Source organism: Microcoleus sp. B7-D4 (assembly GCF_036705125.1).
Taxonomy (GTDB): Bacteria; Cyanobacteriota; Cyanobacteriia; order Cyanobacteriales; family Microcoleaceae; genus Microcoleus.
Map to the genome: position 1 here is coordinate 76,566 of NZ_JAUBTT010000001.1, position 17,498 is coordinate 94,063.

A 17,498-nucleotide genomic window follows, 5' to 3' on the forward strand; every position below is an offset into this window, starting at 1 on the left:
TTTCTCCGTCTAGCTAGCAATAAGGTCTTGATGAGATTTGTGTTCCTTGATATCTGTGACTGCATTCTTGCCAATATTGGCTAATGAACGCCCTTCTTTAACGGCTTGTACATATTCCGATGCAAATTGTTTGAGTGCTAGCAGTTGCCCTTTTAACGTATTGGGATATTGAGCCATAACTCGTGCGCGAGCCATCAATTCAGCTTGATTGTTAGCGACACTTGCTAATATCATTTCGCCTGGATAGTATCGGCTTTGCCAGAAACGACCTCCTTTTTCAATTAGCCAATTGGAATAAAGGTCGGCAGCTCTGGGAAGGAAAGCTTCTGTGGCATTCTGGCTAATAATTTCAGCCGGATATCCCAAATTTTTGATCCAAGAAGTGGCTCCGTTTGATGTCAATCTTCCGGTAATTCGATACACCATGTTTTGCATAATCATAGTTCCCGCACTACAATCGCAAATACTGTCGATATCTTGGGATAGCAAGAGCACTGAAATGCCATTTTTTCTACCCACTGCACAGAGTTCGCCTACTACTTCAGCAAATCCGTCTTTTTTAAACAAAATCGAAAGTTCGTCTCCGATAAATAGGCTTTTAGGGTGAGAAAGTGCGTTGCGAATGCAAGCAGCGTGGGCGTTAATTGCCATCAGGTATTGGTCTTGTTCGTTGCCCAGACCGCTAAGGGCAAAAAACTTAACAGCGGGTTCGGGTGAAAATGTACTCGGTCTGCCAATTGCTTTCCCTAAAGGTGAGGCTAGTAATGCGTTGCATTGAGTGATAATTTGGTTGATGGCAATGCGGTCGAAGTCGGTAAAGTTTTGTAGGTTTAGTTGCTCTTTTGTGCAGAATTTCAGGAGGTTTGTGAGGGTTGGCATTTCTTGCCAAGCGGTCGATTTCCAGCCTTTTTCAAAGGCCGTATTGTAGCGCTCGATAATGTCTGGGTCTTCCAGAAATTTTTTCAGAGTTAGCAGCAAAATGGCATCGACTCGCTGCGCTAATTTTGGGTCGCGGACTTTGCCCATGCTGATAATAGTCAGCGCTTTTCTGATAAACTCTTTCCATTGGTCTAGTCGGCGCGATCGCTCTTCTCTATCAAAACGCCTCAAATCGGGTATTTCGAGTAAATTTGAGCTACCAGAGGTGATGTCGTAGTAAGCACCGTCGTCGCCTAACAGTTTCACTGCTGTCTCAAAGGTGCTGCCGCTTCCTGCTGAGATGTCCATACCGACTACTGGGATATTAGCGGCTAAAGCATCGACCGCAAATCGCCATCCTACAACGCTTTTACCGCAACCGGATTCACCTGTAATAACGGCGCGGCTAGTTTGGTTGTGCATGAGGTCAACGTACACGGGTTTGCCGCCTTTGGTGAGGAATTCAACTCCTTTTGAGTCCATGTCCCTTACAGCAGTTAAGGGCAAAATACCGGGGACAGTTTCGGTGTCTAAGGTGAGGCGGCGTTCGTTAATTAGCGAACTGCTGTGCAACAGCCAGCTTACAGTAATGGGCAAAGTTTCTAGCCACAGTTGCCAAGCAATGTTGCGCTCTCTTAATACCTTGGCAGAGCCGAAGCTGTGGGAGAGCATTTGGCAAGCGTGTGTTAGTTGCTCCGGGGTTGGTCGGTAGACTAAGAAGGTGACAGCAGCGTGAATTGCTCTTGCACCTTTGTACATTTTTTTCTGGGCTTCAAAGGATTCTTCCTGTTTGACTTCTGCTCCTACATCGCGACCTTGACCTTTTTCTAAAGCGCGTTTTTTGGCAGTTTTAGATTGTTTAGCTTGCCTTGCTAAGTTGTCTTGAATAATAAAGTTGGGAGCGGCGCTAATTTCGACAACGGCTTCAGTATCGCGGACGTAGCTGTTGCTCATAATTTTCCAGAGCCATTGCAGTTGCTCTCTGGTATTGAGCCAGCCGCCGGGGCCCTCTTCCATTGTTAGCACGCCGCATTCTGCGTTTCTGCCGGGAAGCAAAATGCGTGAGCTAGCTTTTCTGTGTTCGGGGCAGCTCGAACGGCCGCTCATACCTTCAATTAAAATGGTGCAGGCGTGTTTGTGACTGTTGATGGTTTCGGTTAGTTTGTAGTCAGATGCGGTTTCTTTTAAAGTGAGAAGTTGGGGAATAGGGGGTACGGGTGCGCTGTTGAATTTTTGCCACAGCCATCCCCACAATGCTTGGGCATTCATGGGTTGAATTTCCAGTCCAATTTTGGTGTTTAGCAAGAGTTCCCACCGGATGTAGCCTTGCTCGAAAGCATCGAGCAGCAGTTGTTTGTAAAAGCGTTCAGAGTAGATGCGCTGGTTGCCTGTAAATTGTGCAGCAATGCTGTTGGCTGTGTTGATAATTCCATTGATGAATTTACTCAGAGGGTCGTTGGATTTGGAGCCAGATTGAGCGTTGAATGTCCAAGTGCAGAAAATAGTTTGGTTCCACAGTTGTCTGGTGCCTGCTAAGTTGAGTTCTTGAATGCGTTTCTGTTCGTTACGAACGAGTACAGAAATGGGTTTGAGGTGACAGTTGTCAGCCAATTCAGTTAACTGTTGCTGGCGAACGCAATCGCTGCTGTAGCAGCCGGTGTGAAAGGTCATTTTTTCGCCTGGGGCAATGTCTTTTAGTCCCTCTTCTAAGGCGGTAGCTGCGTTGTTTACTTCCTGGCGGTAGAGGATGTTGTGAAAGCCAGCCGTCTCGAATCCGAATACAATTTGGTATTGACTGCCTTCATTCAGTAAGTAACCAGAAACTTCTCGACCATCCTTTTTGATAGTGACTAAACACAGGAGGTTTTGGTAGTTTTGGAAGGGCATAAGTCGGCTGTTACCTCCTTGTTGATTGGGAGCAAGTTTGGGTTTAAGTTTGACTCGGACTTGTGAATCGCTGATTCGGTGGCGAATCGGGTTTGGTCGGTGTTGGGGAAGGGGAGAAAGGTATAAAAGATTACCGTTGTACCACTCGTTCCCCGGCGGAGGTCTAAACCTGTCTACAAAAAGGTGAGGTTTGTTACCTGTCAGGAGCCACCAGCTTGCAATTAGCCAGAAAGTAGTGGTGAAAAAACAAGGCATTCCTAAGCTGAATAAGCCGTTGGTGAGGATGTAGGAAATTACGGTGATTAGCATCCACGGAATTAGCTGTTCTGCTGGAATGATGCCAATGCTGGCTTGTTTACCAAGAATTTGGTTGACGGAAATAAAGTCTTTATCGGGATCTTTGAGCATAATTTAAACGGGTTTAGATTTGAGGTAGAGGTTTGGGGAAGAGAAAACCCCTCCCCTTTAGATAATTAGGCTCCACCCCCGCCTCCGCCATTGCCAACGAAGAGGAAAGTTATTACATCAATGGCAATTACAATGGCAAAAGCTAAGGCAACTTGGGTGACAATTGGTCGCCAGTCATTGCCTTGTTGCGCTTGGTTGTAAGCAAAAAGAGACGCGGATGCTACTAATAAAAGGAAGGCTCCGCGAATTAAGTTGAAAATCAGTTCAATGACTTCGGCATCAATAGCTTCCCCTCCTGCTGAAGAGGCTCCTTCTGCGAGTTCTTTCATAAATTCTTCTAAGCCGGAGAGGAAGATGGCGTTGGCTGGGGATTCGAGTACGGAGCAAAGTGCAGTAGAGGTGATAATAGCTGTGGCAATGTGCCAAAAGCGGATTTTGCAGCCGATATATCGCTCTACAAGGGGAATAGCTCTAGTGATGTGCCATAAACTTAAAAAGAGTATGCTGGAGCAGCCTAAAGTCGCAATTAAGAGCGGGTCATGGATAGTAAAATAGACAAGTGAGGCGAGGCAAATCCCGATAAATAGGAAGTCGCCTGGGCGGATTTTGTGTTGTTTCAGAAATTGAAAGGCGGGGCTTTGTGAGCCTTTTGCCGTTGGGAATAAATAGCGGGATGAGGAACGAATAGTCATGCAAACCTCTCTATAGTGTAGTTATTTTCCTTATTACTACTCTAAGTTTTGCCACTAAGCTTTGACATCACCAAAGTCGGTATTTTTGAGTAACTAAAGTGGATCGATCCATTGGGAGGGGGTTGTCGTTGAGGAAGTATAAAGTAGAAGGTAAATAGCATCCATTACGGTTCAGTTAAGGCTCACAAGTTCGCATCACCACTCATGCTGTCAGCCTTAAATGAACCGTATTGAAATAGCATCCTAGACTTCCCTAGATTTGAACTTCTCGATTGGCTTTGTGAGTTTCTCGGTGGGAGTTAGAAGTCGGCGTTTGCTGAAGTCTTCGTTCTAACCAACTTTCTAGTTCGTTGCCGGGGATGTCGCATTGTAGTACCTCTACCTGGTCTGGTTGAAGGATGGCTTCATAAATTACTTCGCCGTGTTCTGTATAGCCAGTCACGATTCCCTCTCCGGCTTCAAACTCGAATTTGTGGCCTTGAGAGTCAGTTAAACTGATGGCATCTTTGCCCCTTTCGGCTACTAGCAGAGCGAGGTGTTCTTGGTTACTGACTTGTTGGAACTCTTCTAAGCTGTGAGGCAATTTCAAAATTTCTTGTTTGTCTTTAGGAGTCAGTTTGTCAGCGGTAACGTTCCATTTTCTCGTCTCATCTGAGGTAGCCTCAAAGACTTCAAAGCCATCTTTGGTTTCTAGGGTGACAGTAGTCAATTCACCTTCAAGAAAGACGTAAAGTTTGGTATTTCCCAGGTCAACACCACCATTAGCTGCTGCTGGGGTAGCTTGAGAGCGATCGCCTTCATATTGAGCAGCTTCTTCAACAGCAGCATGATAAATTTGCACCAGTGCTTCAGCAATCAGTGCTTCATCAGTTGAGGGAAGTCGCTCGGTTTGAGGGGTAGAATTTTCTGTAGCTAACGGATTTCGACCTTGAGCAAAAGCAGGTACTCTTGCGTCCGTCCTCTCGTTTTCTGGGGAAGGCGAGCGTTTTCCTCCGTTAGTAGGTTTGGCAAAATCATCCTTATTTTCTTCTGGCATAACTTCCGCAGCAGGCGGTGTTTGGCTCAAAGAGTGCTGTTGAAGTGCTTTTTCTAAAGTTTCGATGCGGCTTTCTAGGGTATCGAGTCGTTTTTCTAAGCGGTCGAGGGCTTGATTAATTTGTTTGAGTTGTTCTTCAAAACTAGCATGAGGATTAATCTCAATTGGGTTAAGTTTTCTACCTTTATCATCCGGTTGAGGGATGGTTTTAAGTTTGTGGGTCACATGATTAACGGCTTTGGCTAAGATTGCTCCAACTGACTCAGAAGTTTCAGTTTGAGATAAGGCTTGATTTTCGAGTTGATGTTCTTCTTGGGAGAGAGGAGATAGGGGTGTATTTTCTGATTCTTGTTCATCAATAGATGCTTCTTGTTCATCAATGAGTGCTGGCAAATGATTGGCTCGTTCAGTTAGCCGATCGGCACGCTGGCTTTGAGATTTAAGCCTTTTGATGAGTTGAGTAACTTGGTGTTCTTGTCCAGCTTCCCTGGCTGCACCAATAACTTTTTGTGCTGCATCAATGCCTACAATGGTGGCTAGAAATGCAGCTTGAGCACTCAGTCCAGAGAGGGTTGTACCGTTTATCTCATTTCCTGAAGTGGCTATTCTCTCGCTGGTTTGTGCGCCTGTTTTGAGCAGGCTATCAATATCCAATTCGTTTGATTTTTTGCGGCGTTGGGTTCTGGGATTGGCATCGGATGGCAAGGATTGTGTTGTAGGACTTTTGGTTAGGGTGTCCTCAAGTAGGTCGTCGATGCTATCAACTGTCTCAAACTGGTTTTGATTAAGTTTTTTACTACGAAATTGGTTGTGGGATTCAGTTTCACCTGCAAATTCTTCTTCATTTTGGCGGGATTTTGGTTTAACTTGTTGCGGGAGTGCAAGTTCTTCCTCTTCATCAATTTCAGCAGTGACAAATTTTTCTACATTTTTATTTTTAGTTTTAGGCTTAGCCTGAGATTTAGTTTTGGGTATACGTTTTTTATCCTCTTCCTCAAGGTCATCTACCACAAATTCTTCGTCAACTTCGACTTCAGTGATTTTAGATTTAGCCTGGGACTTAGAATGACGGCTGTCCGCTATTTCCCAATCGCTGTTGTTTTTGGTTTGAGATTTAGCTTTAGTTTTGATGGTTGGTTCGCTGCCATTAATTTCATCGAGAAGGTCATGATCTTCATCGAATTCGTCTAATTCCAGTTTTTTCTTAGCAGTGGAACTAGCTTTTGACGCTTGCTTGGGTACTGAATCAGTTTCCTCAATTTCGGAGAGTAGTTCGTCTAAGTCTGAAGGCTTATTTTTCCTCTGAGATTTACTCTTTTCTGGGGTGAGGGTGGCTTTAATGCCGACGGCGGTGAATCGGTTGTCATCTGGTTCTCCCAGGTGTTCCATCATGTATTTGCCAGTGGTAGAACCATATTCAGGTCTGTCTGTGAGGGAGAGGACGAAGCCACCTTGTGTGACTTTAACGCTGATACCTGGTTTGCCGTCAGCTTCAGTCAACTCTTCGACCGCTTCGGCAAAATCTTCAACAGCAGTCAGGCCTTGTTCTTGGCAGTAATTTAAAGCCTTTTCACACCGACTTTTAAGGTACTTTAGTATTTTTTCTCCCTGTTCTGTTTCAGCCGTGATGTATTGGTTTGACTTTTTTTTGTGGGCGTAAGTAACCATTGAATTTCTCCTTGGATAGGGAAGGGGAATGGGGAGAGGGGGAGAGTGGGAAGGCTTTGCCGTACAGTTAGACAAGCATTCGTAGGAAATAAGTGTCAAATTCTCCCATTCTGCCCCACTCCCCACTCCCCTCCCCTTCCTTTTTCAAACCTAAATTCTTTCTATGAGTTCTGGCTTCCTGACAACAGGTGTTTTTTACTGGTTCAATTGGATCGATCCAATTGGGGGGGTTGCAACTGTTTACAAAAATTTACCCAAACTTCCCTATATCTACTCATAAGTTGCGCTAAAATAACCGCATGAGTAAGTTAAAAAACAAGTAGATAATCACAGAACTCAAAGAAAGTGCTGCGAAAGCTTTTACCGAATATGTACGCCATCAAACTCGAACTCAAACTTAATAACAAGCAACGCACCTTGATGGCGCGACATTCTGGCTATGCCAGATTTTGCTACAACTACGCATTGAGTCTTTATCAAGAAGTAAAAAGTCTCCCAGATGGTAGCAGCAAAAAGGTAGCAGCAATCGAAAGAGTTTTCACAAACCATGTCAAAAAGATGCCGGAATATCAATGGACTAACACCCTGTCTTCTAGGGTTTACAAGATGACATTTCGGCATTTTAGCTCGGCTTTATCTCGTTTCTTCAAAGGATTGGGGAAATTCCCTAAATTTAAAAGGAAAAAAGATGGTGATTCATTCACTGTAGATGCTGCTGATTGGAATCACTCAATTTTATTGGCAGCTAGCAAATCAATTAAGATTCCCACGTTAGGAACATTTCGGCTCAAAGAATCCATCCCATTCCCTTGCGTAGCGCAGACATTTACCATCTCGCGCACGGCGGATAAATGGTATGTATCCTTTACGCTCAAAGCCGACAAAATCCCACCAATGTTTCATCCCGTTGCCTTACCAGTGGGAATTGACTTAGGAGTATCAACCTTTGCTACTCTTTCTGATGGTAATTCTTACTCGTCTCCTCGTCCACTCAAGAAAGCGAAAACCAAGCTGAGTAAAGAACAGTGGAGAAATCGGAAAAAGCAATTGGGCAACAGAAAGTTGGGTGTGAAAGCATCAAAGAATGCTCATAAGCACTATCTTAGAGTTGCCAAGATTCATGGGAGAACTGCAAATGTTCGTCGAGATTTTCTACAGAAAACGACGACAAATATTAGCCAAAAATATGCTCACATTCGCATCGAAGATTTGAATGTGAGCGGAATGATGGCTAACCATAAGTTAGCGGCGGCTATTTCTGATTGTGGTTTTTATGAATTTCGTCGTCAGTTAGAATACAAGTCTTCTATGTATGGCACGAAGGTTGAGTTAGTAGATAGATGGTTCCCTTCTTCTAAAACCTGCTCAAACTGCGGTCATGTTCAATCGATGCCATTAAAGGAACGAGTGTTTGATTGTGGCTACTGCAATTTGTTAATTAATCGAGATTTGAACGCGGCAATCAATTTGTCTCGTTCTCAATTAGTAAGACCAGCTCGGTCTGAAGTTACGCCTGTGGACAAGTTGGAGCCGACTCCCTTGGTAGAAGCAGGAAGTGAACATCAAGTCTGCCGTAGGTAGATTTGAGTAGGTTTCATGGAGCGGTATAGTGTGATGAGTGCAAGGGAGCAATTGCGTAAATCCTGAATGTATTTGTAAAATTCCTGGGCTTTTTGCACATTTAATAAAACTTTACATTTGACCTGTATTGTGAGTGGAGAGCAAGCCAACAGGAGATTGTTTTATGGAAGGAATAAACTATTCAGAGTTAGTCCAGACTGTCTTAAAAAGACATACAGCCAATCATTTATCTGAAGATACGGAAAAAGAGTTAATTTTCGATAAAGAGAGCGATCGCTATCTTTTAGTTCATTTAGGTTGGGAAAACCAAGAGAGGGTTTATGGTTGTGTAGTTCATGTAGATATCAAAGATGGAAAAATTTGGATTCAGCGCGATTGAACTGAAGCAGGAATTGCTAACGAATTGGTAGAATTAGGTGTACCAAAAACAGAGATTGTTTTGGGATTTAGAACGCCTTATGTGCGGCAATTTACTGAATTTTCAGTGGCTTAATAGCTGCTGTGGGTTGGGGTTGGGGTGTGAGCGCAGATTTTTTAGAGAAGGCGATCGCACTTGCTTCTTTCGTACTTACCCTAACTGGAACTGTTAAGCTAGGTAGAAAGATTTTGTACCCTTTAGGCAAAGCAACAGGCGAGCGCGCTACCGTTGGTTAAAGTGGAGGGGCGGGTTTTCTGGATTCATCATTTGATAGGAAGATATGGGTGAACCCGCCCCACCCCAGCTTGACGCGGGCGATCGCCTCGAACTCACGTTAATCTCGGCTATACCTCTTTCTCTACTCCCCATTCCGCATCATTTAAAGTTCGACAGCAACAGACGAATGGCGTTTAGGACTAGAATTTTCTAAGATTTCTGCGACAAACTTAGCGCTATTTTCTTCAGACAATCCTTTGATAATTCGCTCACTTTTCAAGTCAGCAGCAAAGATAATAGCGCCACTTTCATCCTCAACGGTACATTTTTGGGTTTTGCTGTTGACGAATACACCCCAAGAACCAACTGGAAATTCAATAGCGCCTGTTTTCTGATAGGCATTGCCAATCGCAGCTTGCATTAATTCAGAAATAGTTGCGGAATCGCAATTTTTTTCTTGAGGTTTGGACTGTTGCTCTTGGGAACTTTTAGAGAGCGATTTCCCCGGTCGAATGTCTTCGCCGAAGCCCTCTCTATTGGGTGCAGATTTGCCTTTTACTGACAGGATTTCCACTTCAGCCGCTTCTTCAATTAACCTCAGCGATGCCGGATCGATGTTTAAAATGAGAGCACTGCTTTTGGGTGAAGATTCGATAGTTGCTTCAAAGGTTGCACCAATAGGCAGTTTAGGAGAATTAGGCGAAAACATGGCTAGTTGACGGTCGTTGAGCTTGACAATTGGGTTGCCATCTCGGTAATTACCAGTGTCGCTTTTAAAAGCATCGACTTCAAAAGTCAATCTTTTTCCTTTCCACTTCTCGCTGCTAAAATCAACATCTTTGAAATCGTTGTACTTTTGACCAATTAGTTCAACAGTTTCAAACTGAAAAGTCTGCAATTGCTGGCAAATTTCATCGGAGAACAAGTTAAGAACCAATGCAGCTTTGGGAGTTTGGCTGTCTTTAGATTCAACCCAATTGTAGCTGGCAGGAGCTACAATACGCGAAGTGGCAGTTTGGGTTCGACCCAAGCGATCTCGGTAAGTTAAATTGAGAGAGTCGATGTCATTTTCATTGTTGCCAAATTCCTGATCTAGGACTTCTACCAATTTCTCATTGGGGTCGAGCAAGGCAAAGTTAACCATCGGCAAGCTGGGATGTAAACTAGCTTCGTATTTAATGCCTTTATTGTCTAGCTTTTCCTTCCATTCACCAGCTAAGTCAGTGCTAATTGGCTGTCGCTTGCTATCCCTTTTAATTTGACCGCTTCCATCTCTTGCTAATTTTTGAAAAGGGACGCTCAAAATGTAAGTATCCTTGGGCAGAGCTTCATGTAGCCGCTCATAGTCAGATTCGAGGTGGAACTCAATTTTCAGTTGGCGCGACAGTTCAAGACAAGCTTTGCGAGGCACGTCTAAATTGGGATTTGTAGTTTCTACGTGCCACAATGCGCTAGCAGCTAACATCCGCTCTTTGGGGTGAGGAAATGCGTCAGCTACGTCGGTTCTTAAACTCTCATACAATTTGCCAACAGCTTCTCTAATAGCTTTGAGGTCATCGCCTTGTTGCTCGTAGATTTCTGCCATCCGTTCTCGATATCGCTCTTTAGTATCTTTGGCCCATGTCACGTAGTATTTCTCCCAATCTTCTCTCTCATCTAAATCTTTAGGAGAGGGGAACAGGTAGCGAAATTCGTCGCGGTGGCGGCTGGTTAAGCGGGTGGGTTCCCACTCAGGATTAACCGCACTGCGAGCGATGCAACTGATGGCAGCGTTGTCTTCTGCGGGCAGTGGTACTGTTTTGTAAAGCCGGGGGTCGTCTTTGAAGTCAAACAAGTAAGAGGGGTATTCGTTTGACCATTCCTTAGCAAGGTTTAGCAAATTGGGGTGGTAGTCTTCTGTGCGAGTAGCGCTTTTGGGGCTGTCCACTTCAATTTGTAGGGCATCAAACAGTTGACCGAGTAGTTTCTGCTTCTTGTGGTTAAATAAGTTTGTAGGTTGTTTTGGTTGGGGTACAGAAGACTGTACTCGTCCAATTAAGGTAGCAACCCAGCCGATTTTGTTGTGTGCGATCGCTACGGCAATTTGCCGCAGTTTGGTATACTTACGGTTGCCCTCTTCATCAGTAGCTTTGGTGTAATCAATTTTACTGCGCTTGGAAACAGCTTCGTACTCGTTTTCTTGATTAGCGTGTCTGGTTTCAGAGGCAATATTGGGCAGTTTTGAGGCGGGAGTAATTACTAATTGATCTCCATCAAAATCGCACTGGTGGTGCTGCATAGCTTGGTCGGGGCGAATGAAGGCGCATCCTTTGTACTGCATTAATTCGGGATGGCTTTTATTGTCTACTGTGTAGCGTCGGATGTTATCTTTACTGACAATTGGGTATCGGGTAACGATGACTTCTGTGCCGTTTTTCAAGTGGGGGGCAACAATTGTACCAGGTTTTAGGTCTTCGCAGGGTTGAGCCATTGCTGAACCATGATGAATTGCTCCTTTAATTGCTAAGTCTCGCCACTTCTTAGCTAGTTGTTCTTGCATGAAATCGACGACTTTGGGAAAGTCAAGGAGTTGACCGAGTTTGTCGTTTCTCAAAATAGAAATTAGCCGATATTCGTTGCGTTGAGCTTTTTCATCGGTTTCATCTTCTAATCCGTTGTTGTCTTCGTGAATGTTAGATTGAAAAGCCACTTTCTTGTCATGTTGCTCTACTAAGTATTTAGCAAGTTGCAACCGATTGTTTTGCAAGTCAGCTAACTTTTGGGCTTCAAGTTTGGTGGGGGTGGCGATGTCAGTCTGAATAGCTGCTTCGGAGTACCAAATCGAAAATTGCCAGGAATTTTCGTATTCAGTTACTTTGGCATTGCCTCGATTTCCTAGTACCGCTTTGGGAAATTCGTAATCTCCGCAAGGGATTAATTCAGCTAATTGCAATGCGGCAACTCCTTTGATGGAAGAGCGATCCATAATGATATCATAGCCTAAATTATCAGTTAATTGGGAATCGGGAAGTAGCGTTCCTTTAGCAAGGAAGTTAATTTGGGGAGTGACACAATTCTCTTGTTCCCAGTCTGAAAGCCAAGCAAATCGAAATTGAAAAGGGCGGTTGTGAATGCCATCTAATTGTTGGGCTAATGTGGGTGAAATCTTGCCGTGACAGTCTCCGGTTTGATATCGTTGAGCTAAAGCTTTTTCAGAAGGGTCATCACTTTGGGAATCAACAATTTTGACTCGCAATGTTTCACCACTAACAGAGCAGTCTAACAACTGGACTCCTTGAGTGCAACTGCTTACTAGCAGAGAGCCGTAGCGACAGGAATGATCTGGTTGAGTTGTGAATACGCTTAACAGTTTGGCTGAAAGTTCTTTGTCAGCAAAGTACACATTTTTGCCAGAACTAAAGGCAACTCTTCTAGCAATACCGTCTCCGAAGTCGATGTTTTTGAGAGGGTCAAGGCTGCTATCATCTGGGTCTGGTTTGACGATGGTTAGTGTTGCTAATTCTTCGGGTTTAAAGAGTAGTTCAAGCATTGAATTTCGGAGGATTTCCGGTTCTCTTTGGTAGCGTCCTTTTTCTTTGCCGTTCTCGAAGGACATATCAAAGACAGGGATTTTTAGCCCAGCTCCTGCTAGAAGCTCAGTATACTGGCAGGTAGGCTCTAGTGATTGAGAATGCTTTTTGGTCATTATGAGTATCTCCTGAAACCTGAAAAGTTAGTTGTGATGATTGATATCAATTCCGGTTGTACCGGAATAATGGGGAGTGGGGAATGCGGAGTATGAAAAGGGAATGGGGAATCATTGACCTCGACTTGAGAATTTCGATGCTAATGGATTGGATAGGGTTAATCAATGGAAGCGTGAAACCATGAGTGAGAGTAGGTAAATTTATGTCTTTTTGCCCACACACTCAATTTCTTTTGTACAAGTTTGGAAGTGAAAAGACATCCGATGATTGAGGGATAGTTACCCGCTCAATTGGAGGGGGAGAGTGGGGGAGTGGGAGTGGGAGTTGGGGAGAAGGGGAGAGTGGGAGAGGATTTGACGAGTTTTTATCTGGCATTAAAAAATACCAAATTTTAATGCCGTACAGTTTAGGAAGTAAGCGTCAAATTCTCCCTAACTCCCCCTCCCCCACTCTCCCACTCTCCCCAACTTCCCACTCCCTATAAAGTGGGTTAAACTGAAGGTAACAATTAGGTAGGGTTAAAGAATGCAAGAGAATAAATTTGAATCACAGTCCCCTCAATGCCTTGATAAAATTGAGCTGGGTGATAATTGTTGGCAGGGGTCTAATCCGCCTCAGTCTGATGCCGATAAGCGGCGGTTAAATAGCCACTTATTTGAGCGAGCTATGAGGTGGATTAATACTTTTGGTGCAACAGAAGAGGAGCTTGATGATTTGAGCTATTGGAGCGAGGTTTAGCTGAGGAAAGGGAAGAAAAAGGCGCAACGAATGAAATTTCTGTGTCCTCCTAACTTCCCATTTTCCTATCTAAGGAGAGTGGCGCTTTTGGCGTTTTGCTTTTGGTTGAGTGGTCGATGCTGCGGCTGGCAACTGGGAGTTTAAATTAGCTGGGTAGGCATTCAAGTTATTGCCTTTGAGTAGGCTATAAACAACTCGGCGTTTGCGGAAAACCCTAGTGCCATCTACAGGCATTCCTTGTTTCCAAGCATCTGCTATCGCTTTTTTGTCAGCCGAGATTACGATTTTTGTCTCGGTGCGGCGATAGGGTTCTGGTAGTTGAGAAGCGTCAACTAAAACTTCACAGGTAGGCGGATTTTCCTTAACAGTAATGCGGTGGTGTTTACCGATAGTTTCTGAAGTTAACACGCCGCACTCGTTGAAGTAGAGAACGGTTTTATCTAAGCGTTCTCTCCACCCCTGGAGTTTATTGATAGCTGTGGAATGCAGTTCTATCAAATACTGCATCCGAGCCTTGATTGCAGCAATTTCGGCATCAATTTGGTCAGCTAAGTCCGCGTGGGTGTCAACAGCAAGTTCTTGGCTTTCTTGGGTTTGCCAAAGGGATTGCAGCAGTTGGTCAATTTCTTCAGGAGTTTCTATTGATTCTAGTTGATGCCAAAGTTGAGCAGCAGCTAGGGAGGTTTGAGCGAGAGATTGAGTAGCAAGATTCATCAATATCGTCCGTTAATGCAGGTGTGGTAGTAATCATGTCGAGCTTCAATTTGAGTAATTGCAGCTATTGTTTCTGGGTCAAATTCAAGAGCAAGATGCCTATCTTGTTTGTGGTTTTTAATCTTGATAACTGGTGGAAAATCAGTTGTTTTTTGGGAATTTGATGCTTGTGGTTTGGGCATACAGGTCAAAAATATTTTCTGACAAATAGCGCGATAGCGCTCTTAAAAAAAGAGGATTTAAAGAGATGAATTACCCCATAGTTTTTTACCCCAAAATAGTAATGCAGTTCTGCCATCAATATCCTTTGCCGGAGGTAAATTCTAGTGGTGCTACCTCATCCCAAGTTCAAGAAACTCAACAATTCAGGCAGCCTGTTGTTTTGCTGACTCCGCCTCAACCGCCTGTAGTGTTACCTGTCAAGTTGCTGTGGTTAATTTGGGTGTTTTGGCTCTATGGTGCGATCGCTCTCCCGCTGTTAGCTATTTCTTGGGGTTGGCTGTGGTGGGAAATGCTGTTGATAGTGGTGGCTTATTCATGTTTAATTGCGGCTGCTTATAGTTATGTGTTTGGTTGCCGTCAAAAACTGTTATCTAGATATAAGCAGCAGGTTTTGGAGTATAAGCAACAAGAGATATTATCCAAAAAGCAGCCGGAATTTTCTAGTTTTAAGCTGGAAAAAGAAGGGTTGCAGACAGTTTTAAAAAGCGTAAAAGTTGACTTTGATTCCAGAAATAGATTGCTCAAGGATTTGATGTCACTTCGGGTTAGTTATATTGGCTGTTCTCAAGCTCGACAAGGGGTGAGTGAAGAGCGCTTTTTGCAATACTTACAACGGTATTTTAAGGAAGTTGTCCAAGCAGCAGAGTTTAAAATTCCGTCATCTCGAAGAAGCTATTCAGCAGATTTTATTGTAATTCACACTCCATCGGGGATAGGAATTGATGTGGAGATTGATGAACCTTATGCAGGTAAATCTAAGCAGCCGACTCACTGTTGCGATGCTGAGGGCGATGTCCGCCGCAATCAATTATTCTTAGAGTGGAATTGGATTGTGGTTAGATTTACTGAGAAGCAGGTAGTACAAGCGCCGTTAAGCTGTTGCAAGTTTATTGCTTTTGTCATTGCTGAAGTAACGGGCGATCTCTTTTCCTATAAGCTGTTAGAATCTGAACCTGAGTTGCTTCCGGTTAAACCTTGGACAACAGCAGAAGCTAGGAAGATGGCTAAAACTAATTATCGCCTTAGCTATTTAAGCTTGTCGAAAGGGAAGGGGGAAGGGGAGAAAAAGCTGATTAGTTAGGAAGGTAAAGGGACGGAAAAATCCAGGTTATTATTAGCTTTTATTGAAGAAAAGCGAAAACTTATCCTTCCTTCCCCTTCCCCTTCCCCTCCCCTTATTAACCTATTGTCGCCGGAACAATTCTTTCGAGAGTTCAGGCCACCGTTTCAAAGTAGGGTCTTTTTTGGTAACTAATTGTGCTGCTTTCCTAGCTTGTTCTAGTATTGCTTGGTCGTTGACTAAATCCAAAGTAGCAAATTTAGGAAGACCGGTTTGCTGAGTACCCAGAATTTGACCAGGGCCTCGCAATCTCAAATCCATTTCAGCTAAGAAAAAGCCGTCTTGCGAAGTCTCCATCACCGTAAGTCGCTCTCTGGAATTGCTAGATTTGGAATCACTCACCAGTAAGCAGTAAGATTGTGCAGTACCTCGTCCTACCCGACCTCTGAGTTGATGCAATTGCGAAAGGCCAAATCGTTCCGCGTGTTCAATTAAGATGACGGTGGCGTTGGGGACATCAACTCCTACTTCAACGACGGTGGTGGATACTAGAATTTGAGTTCGATTGGCGTTAAAATTGGCGAGCGCTGTTTCTTTCTCTGCTGAACTCATGCGGCCGTGTAGTAGCCCGATATTAACATCAGGAAAGACATTTTCACTCAATTGTCGGTGTTCTTCAATGGCTGCTTTGAGGTCAAGCTTTTGAGATTCTTCGACAAGAGGGAGAATGATGTAAGCTTGATGGCCGAGTTGGAGTTGTTGCCGAATGATTTGATATGCTTGACGGCGAGTTCTACTTGTAAATAGCCGAGTTTGAATTGGCTGTCTCCCCGGTGGTAGTTCATTGAGCAAGCTGATGTCTAAATCGCCGTGTAGTGTCAGTGCTAAAGTTCTGGGAATGGGTGTAGCTGTCATTGTCAGGATGTGAGGACTAACGCCTTTTTGCTGCAATTTGAGCCGCTGTTGAACTCCAAATCGGTGCTGTTCATCGATTGCAACCATTCCCAGTTTCTTAAAGTTCACAGTGTCTTGAATCAGTGCATGAGTACCGATTAGCAAGGAAATTTGCCCTAATTCTAACTGCCTCAGTTGGTATTGGCGTTGTTGAGTCCGAGTGGAACCAGTGAGTAGGGCGACTTCTACCCCCAATGGTTCTAACCACTGGCTAATTTTGCGGTAGTGCTGCTGGGCTAAAACTTCTGTTGGTGCCATGAGTGCTGCTTGATAGCCGGATTCAACGGCAGCCAGCATAGCAACTGCGGCTACTACAGTTTTGCCAGCACCCACATCCCCTTGCAGCAGGCGATTCATGGGTACAGGGCGTTCCATGTCTGTTAAAATCTCAAGAATGGCTCGTTCCTGCGCTTTGGTGAGGGCAAAAGGTAAGGTTTTGTAGAAATTGCCTAGCAATTCGAGCGTTGCAGCCAAGGGGCATCCTGGCTGTTGCTGCAAGGCATATCGGCGCTGCAACAGTCCTAGTTGCAAGTAGAAAAATTCGTCAAAGGCTAAGCGCCGCCTTGCACTTTCTAACGCCTCATAATCAGGGGGGAAGTGGATGTACGCGATCGCTTCCTTCAAAGGGGTAAGTTGTAAGCGATCCCGAAGTTTTTTGGGTAGCGGATCGGTAATTTTACCAACGCAGTTAATTGCTATGCGGGTACATTTTCCGATTGTTTCTGACGCAATCCCTTTGCATTGTTTGTAGACAGGTACAATGGAAGTTGCGCTGGCTTTGGCATCACTCAGACTTAATACTTGAATAGTAGGATTGTTGATGTTTTTGCCATAGCTGTCTTCTTTAATGAGGCCAGTCACTACTACAATTGAACCAGGAGCGTAAAGTTCGATTTGCTCGGAACGCCATGCGAGGGATTGGTAATAGCTATGGTGGTAGAATTGAGTGCAGGTGATTCGACCCGTTTTATCGCGAATAATCCACTTTTGTAAGGTGAGTTTGGGGTTGTTTCGGCAGTTGAAGATGCTGTGACTGACAATTTTGCCTGCAATTGTTACGTAACTTCCCGCGACTGCTTCAGTAATGCGAGTGCGTTTATAGGTGAGATGCTTTGTGGGAAAATAGTAGAGTAAGTCGCTAATGGTGCGAATTCCCATTTGGCTCAGTTTTTTAACTTCAGTGGGACTAAGACCGGGAAGGTGTTTTAGGGTGAGAGCTAGGTTCATTTCCTGATGGATTGAGTGAGCTCTACTAAGCCGCTTTCAGCGGCTCCCTCACCGACATGGACAGCGGTTTTTA

The 17,498-nt window shown here is 44.3% G+C and carries 10 protein-coding genes and 1 pseudogene; 4 read left to right on the forward strand and 7 right to left on the reverse strand.

Translation table 11 applies throughout. The features are described from left to right. Window positions 1–9: 9 nt before the first annotated feature. The 3 genes from QUB12_RS00330 to QUB12_RS00340 form a co-directional block, all read right to left on the reverse strand. Window positions 10–3,213: a hypothetical protein gene (locus QUB12_RS00330; RefSeq protein WP_333304859.1), complete on the reverse strand. Its 3,204-nt coding sequence runs from the start codon at window positions 3,211–3,213 to the stop codon at window positions 10–12. A 65-nt stretch (window positions 3,214–3,278) separates the two neighbouring features. After that, window positions 3,279–3,905 (reverse strand): hypothetical protein, encoded by a 627-nt coding sequence (locus QUB12_RS00335; protein ID WP_333304861.1) that lies wholly within the window; start codon window positions 3,903–3,905, stop codon window positions 3,279–3,281. 253 nt (window positions 3,906–4,158) lie between these two features. Further along, complete coding sequence (locus tag QUB12_RS00340) at window positions 4,159–6,609, reverse strand: hypothetical protein (RefSeq protein WP_333304863.1); 2,451 nt, start codon at window positions 6,607–6,609, stop codon at window positions 4,159–4,161. Between the two features lie 345 nt (window positions 6,610–6,954). Between QUB12_RS00340 and QUB12_RS00345 the strand changes: the two genes are divergently transcribed. The 3 genes and pseudogenes from QUB12_RS00345 to QUB12_RS00355 all read left to right on the forward strand — a co-directional run bounded on the left by QUB12_RS00345 (window position 6,955) and on the right by QUB12_RS00355 (window position 8,844). Continuing rightward, on the forward strand, window positions 6,955–8,190 hold the full coding sequence (locus QUB12_RS00345; protein ID WP_445243065.1) for an RNA-guided endonuclease InsQ/TnpB family protein: 1,236 nt from the start codon (window positions 6,955–6,957) through the stop codon (window positions 8,188–8,190). Window positions 8,191–8,353: 163 nt separating this feature from the next. Then, window positions 8,354–8,683 (forward strand): annotated as a pseudogene (locus QUB12_RS00350) (XisI protein). Window positions 8,684–8,709: 26 nt separating this feature from the next. Continuing rightward, window positions 8,710–8,844: a hypothetical protein gene (locus QUB12_RS00355; protein ID WP_333304865.1), complete on the forward strand. Its 135-nt coding sequence runs from the start codon at window positions 8,710–8,712 to the stop codon at window positions 8,842–8,844. A 143-nt stretch (window positions 8,845–8,987) separates the two neighbouring features. Here QUB12_RS00355 and QUB12_RS00360 read toward each other — a convergent pair whose 3' ends face one another. The 3 genes from QUB12_RS00360 to QUB12_RS00370 form a co-directional block, all read right to left on the reverse strand. Next, window positions 8,988–12,509, reverse strand: coding sequence for a hypothetical protein (locus QUB12_RS00360; RefSeq protein ID WP_333304867.1), 3,522 nt, complete (start codon window positions 12,507–12,509; stop codon window positions 8,988–8,990). Between the two features lie 808 nt (window positions 12,510–13,317). After that, entirely contained in the window at window positions 13,318–13,962 is a 645-nt protein-coding gene (locus QUB12_RS00365) for a siphovirus Gp157 family protein (protein ID WP_333304869.1), read from the reverse strand. Continuing rightward, entirely contained in the window at window positions 13,962–14,144 is a 183-nt protein-coding gene (locus QUB12_RS00370; RefSeq protein ID WP_333304871.1) for a hypothetical protein, read from the reverse strand. The genes QUB12_RS00365 and QUB12_RS00370 overlap by 1 nt, the downstream gene beginning before the upstream one ends. Window positions 14,145–14,209: 65 nt before the next feature. Between QUB12_RS00370 and QUB12_RS00375 the strand changes: the two genes are divergently transcribed. Further along, a complete protein-coding gene (locus tag QUB12_RS00375) occupies window positions 14,210–15,265 on the forward strand; it encodes a hypothetical protein (protein WP_333304873.1) in 1,056 nt (351 codons plus the stop codon). A 102-nt stretch (window positions 15,266–15,367) separates the two neighbouring features. On the opposite strand, the gene recG is transcribed toward QUB12_RS00375, so the two are convergent. Beyond that, complete coding sequence (recG, locus tag QUB12_RS00380; RefSeq protein ID WP_333305018.1) at window positions 15,368–17,437, reverse strand: ATP-dependent DNA helicase RecG; 2,070 nt, start codon at window positions 17,435–17,437, stop codon at window positions 15,368–15,370. Between the last annotated feature and the right edge of the window lie 61 nt (window positions 17,438–17,498).

What these genes read in the sequence shown, in the direction of transcription:
- QUB12_RS00370 (WP_333304871.1), bottom strand. Translation starts at nt 14,144, where the DNA reads ATGCCCAAACCACAAGCATCAAATTCCCAAAAAACAACTGATTTTCCA.
- QUB12_RS00340 (WP_333304863.1), bottom strand. Translation starts at nt 6,609, where the DNA reads ATGGTTACTTACGCCCACAAAAAAAAGTCAAACCAATACATCACGGCT.
- QUB12_RS00375 (WP_333304873.1), top strand. Translation starts at nt 14,210, where the DNA reads ATGAATTACCCCATAGTTTTTTACCCCAAAATAGTAATGCAGTTCTGC.
- QUB12_RS00335 (WP_333304861.1), bottom strand. Translation starts at nt 3,905, where the DNA reads ATGACTATTCGTTCCTCATCCCGCTATTTATTCCCAACGGCAAAAGGC.
- QUB12_RS00360 (WP_333304867.1), bottom strand. Translation starts at nt 12,509, where the DNA reads ATGACCAAAAAGCATTCTCAATCACTAGAGCCTACCTGCCAGTATACT.
- QUB12_RS00330 (WP_333304859.1), bottom strand. Translation starts at nt 3,213, where the DNA reads ATGCTCAAAGATCCCGATAAAGACTTTATTTCCGTCAACCAAATTCTT.
- QUB12_RS00365 (WP_333304869.1), bottom strand. Translation starts at nt 13,962, where the DNA reads ATGAATCTTGCTACTCAATCTCTCGCTCAAACCTCCCTAGCTGCTGCT.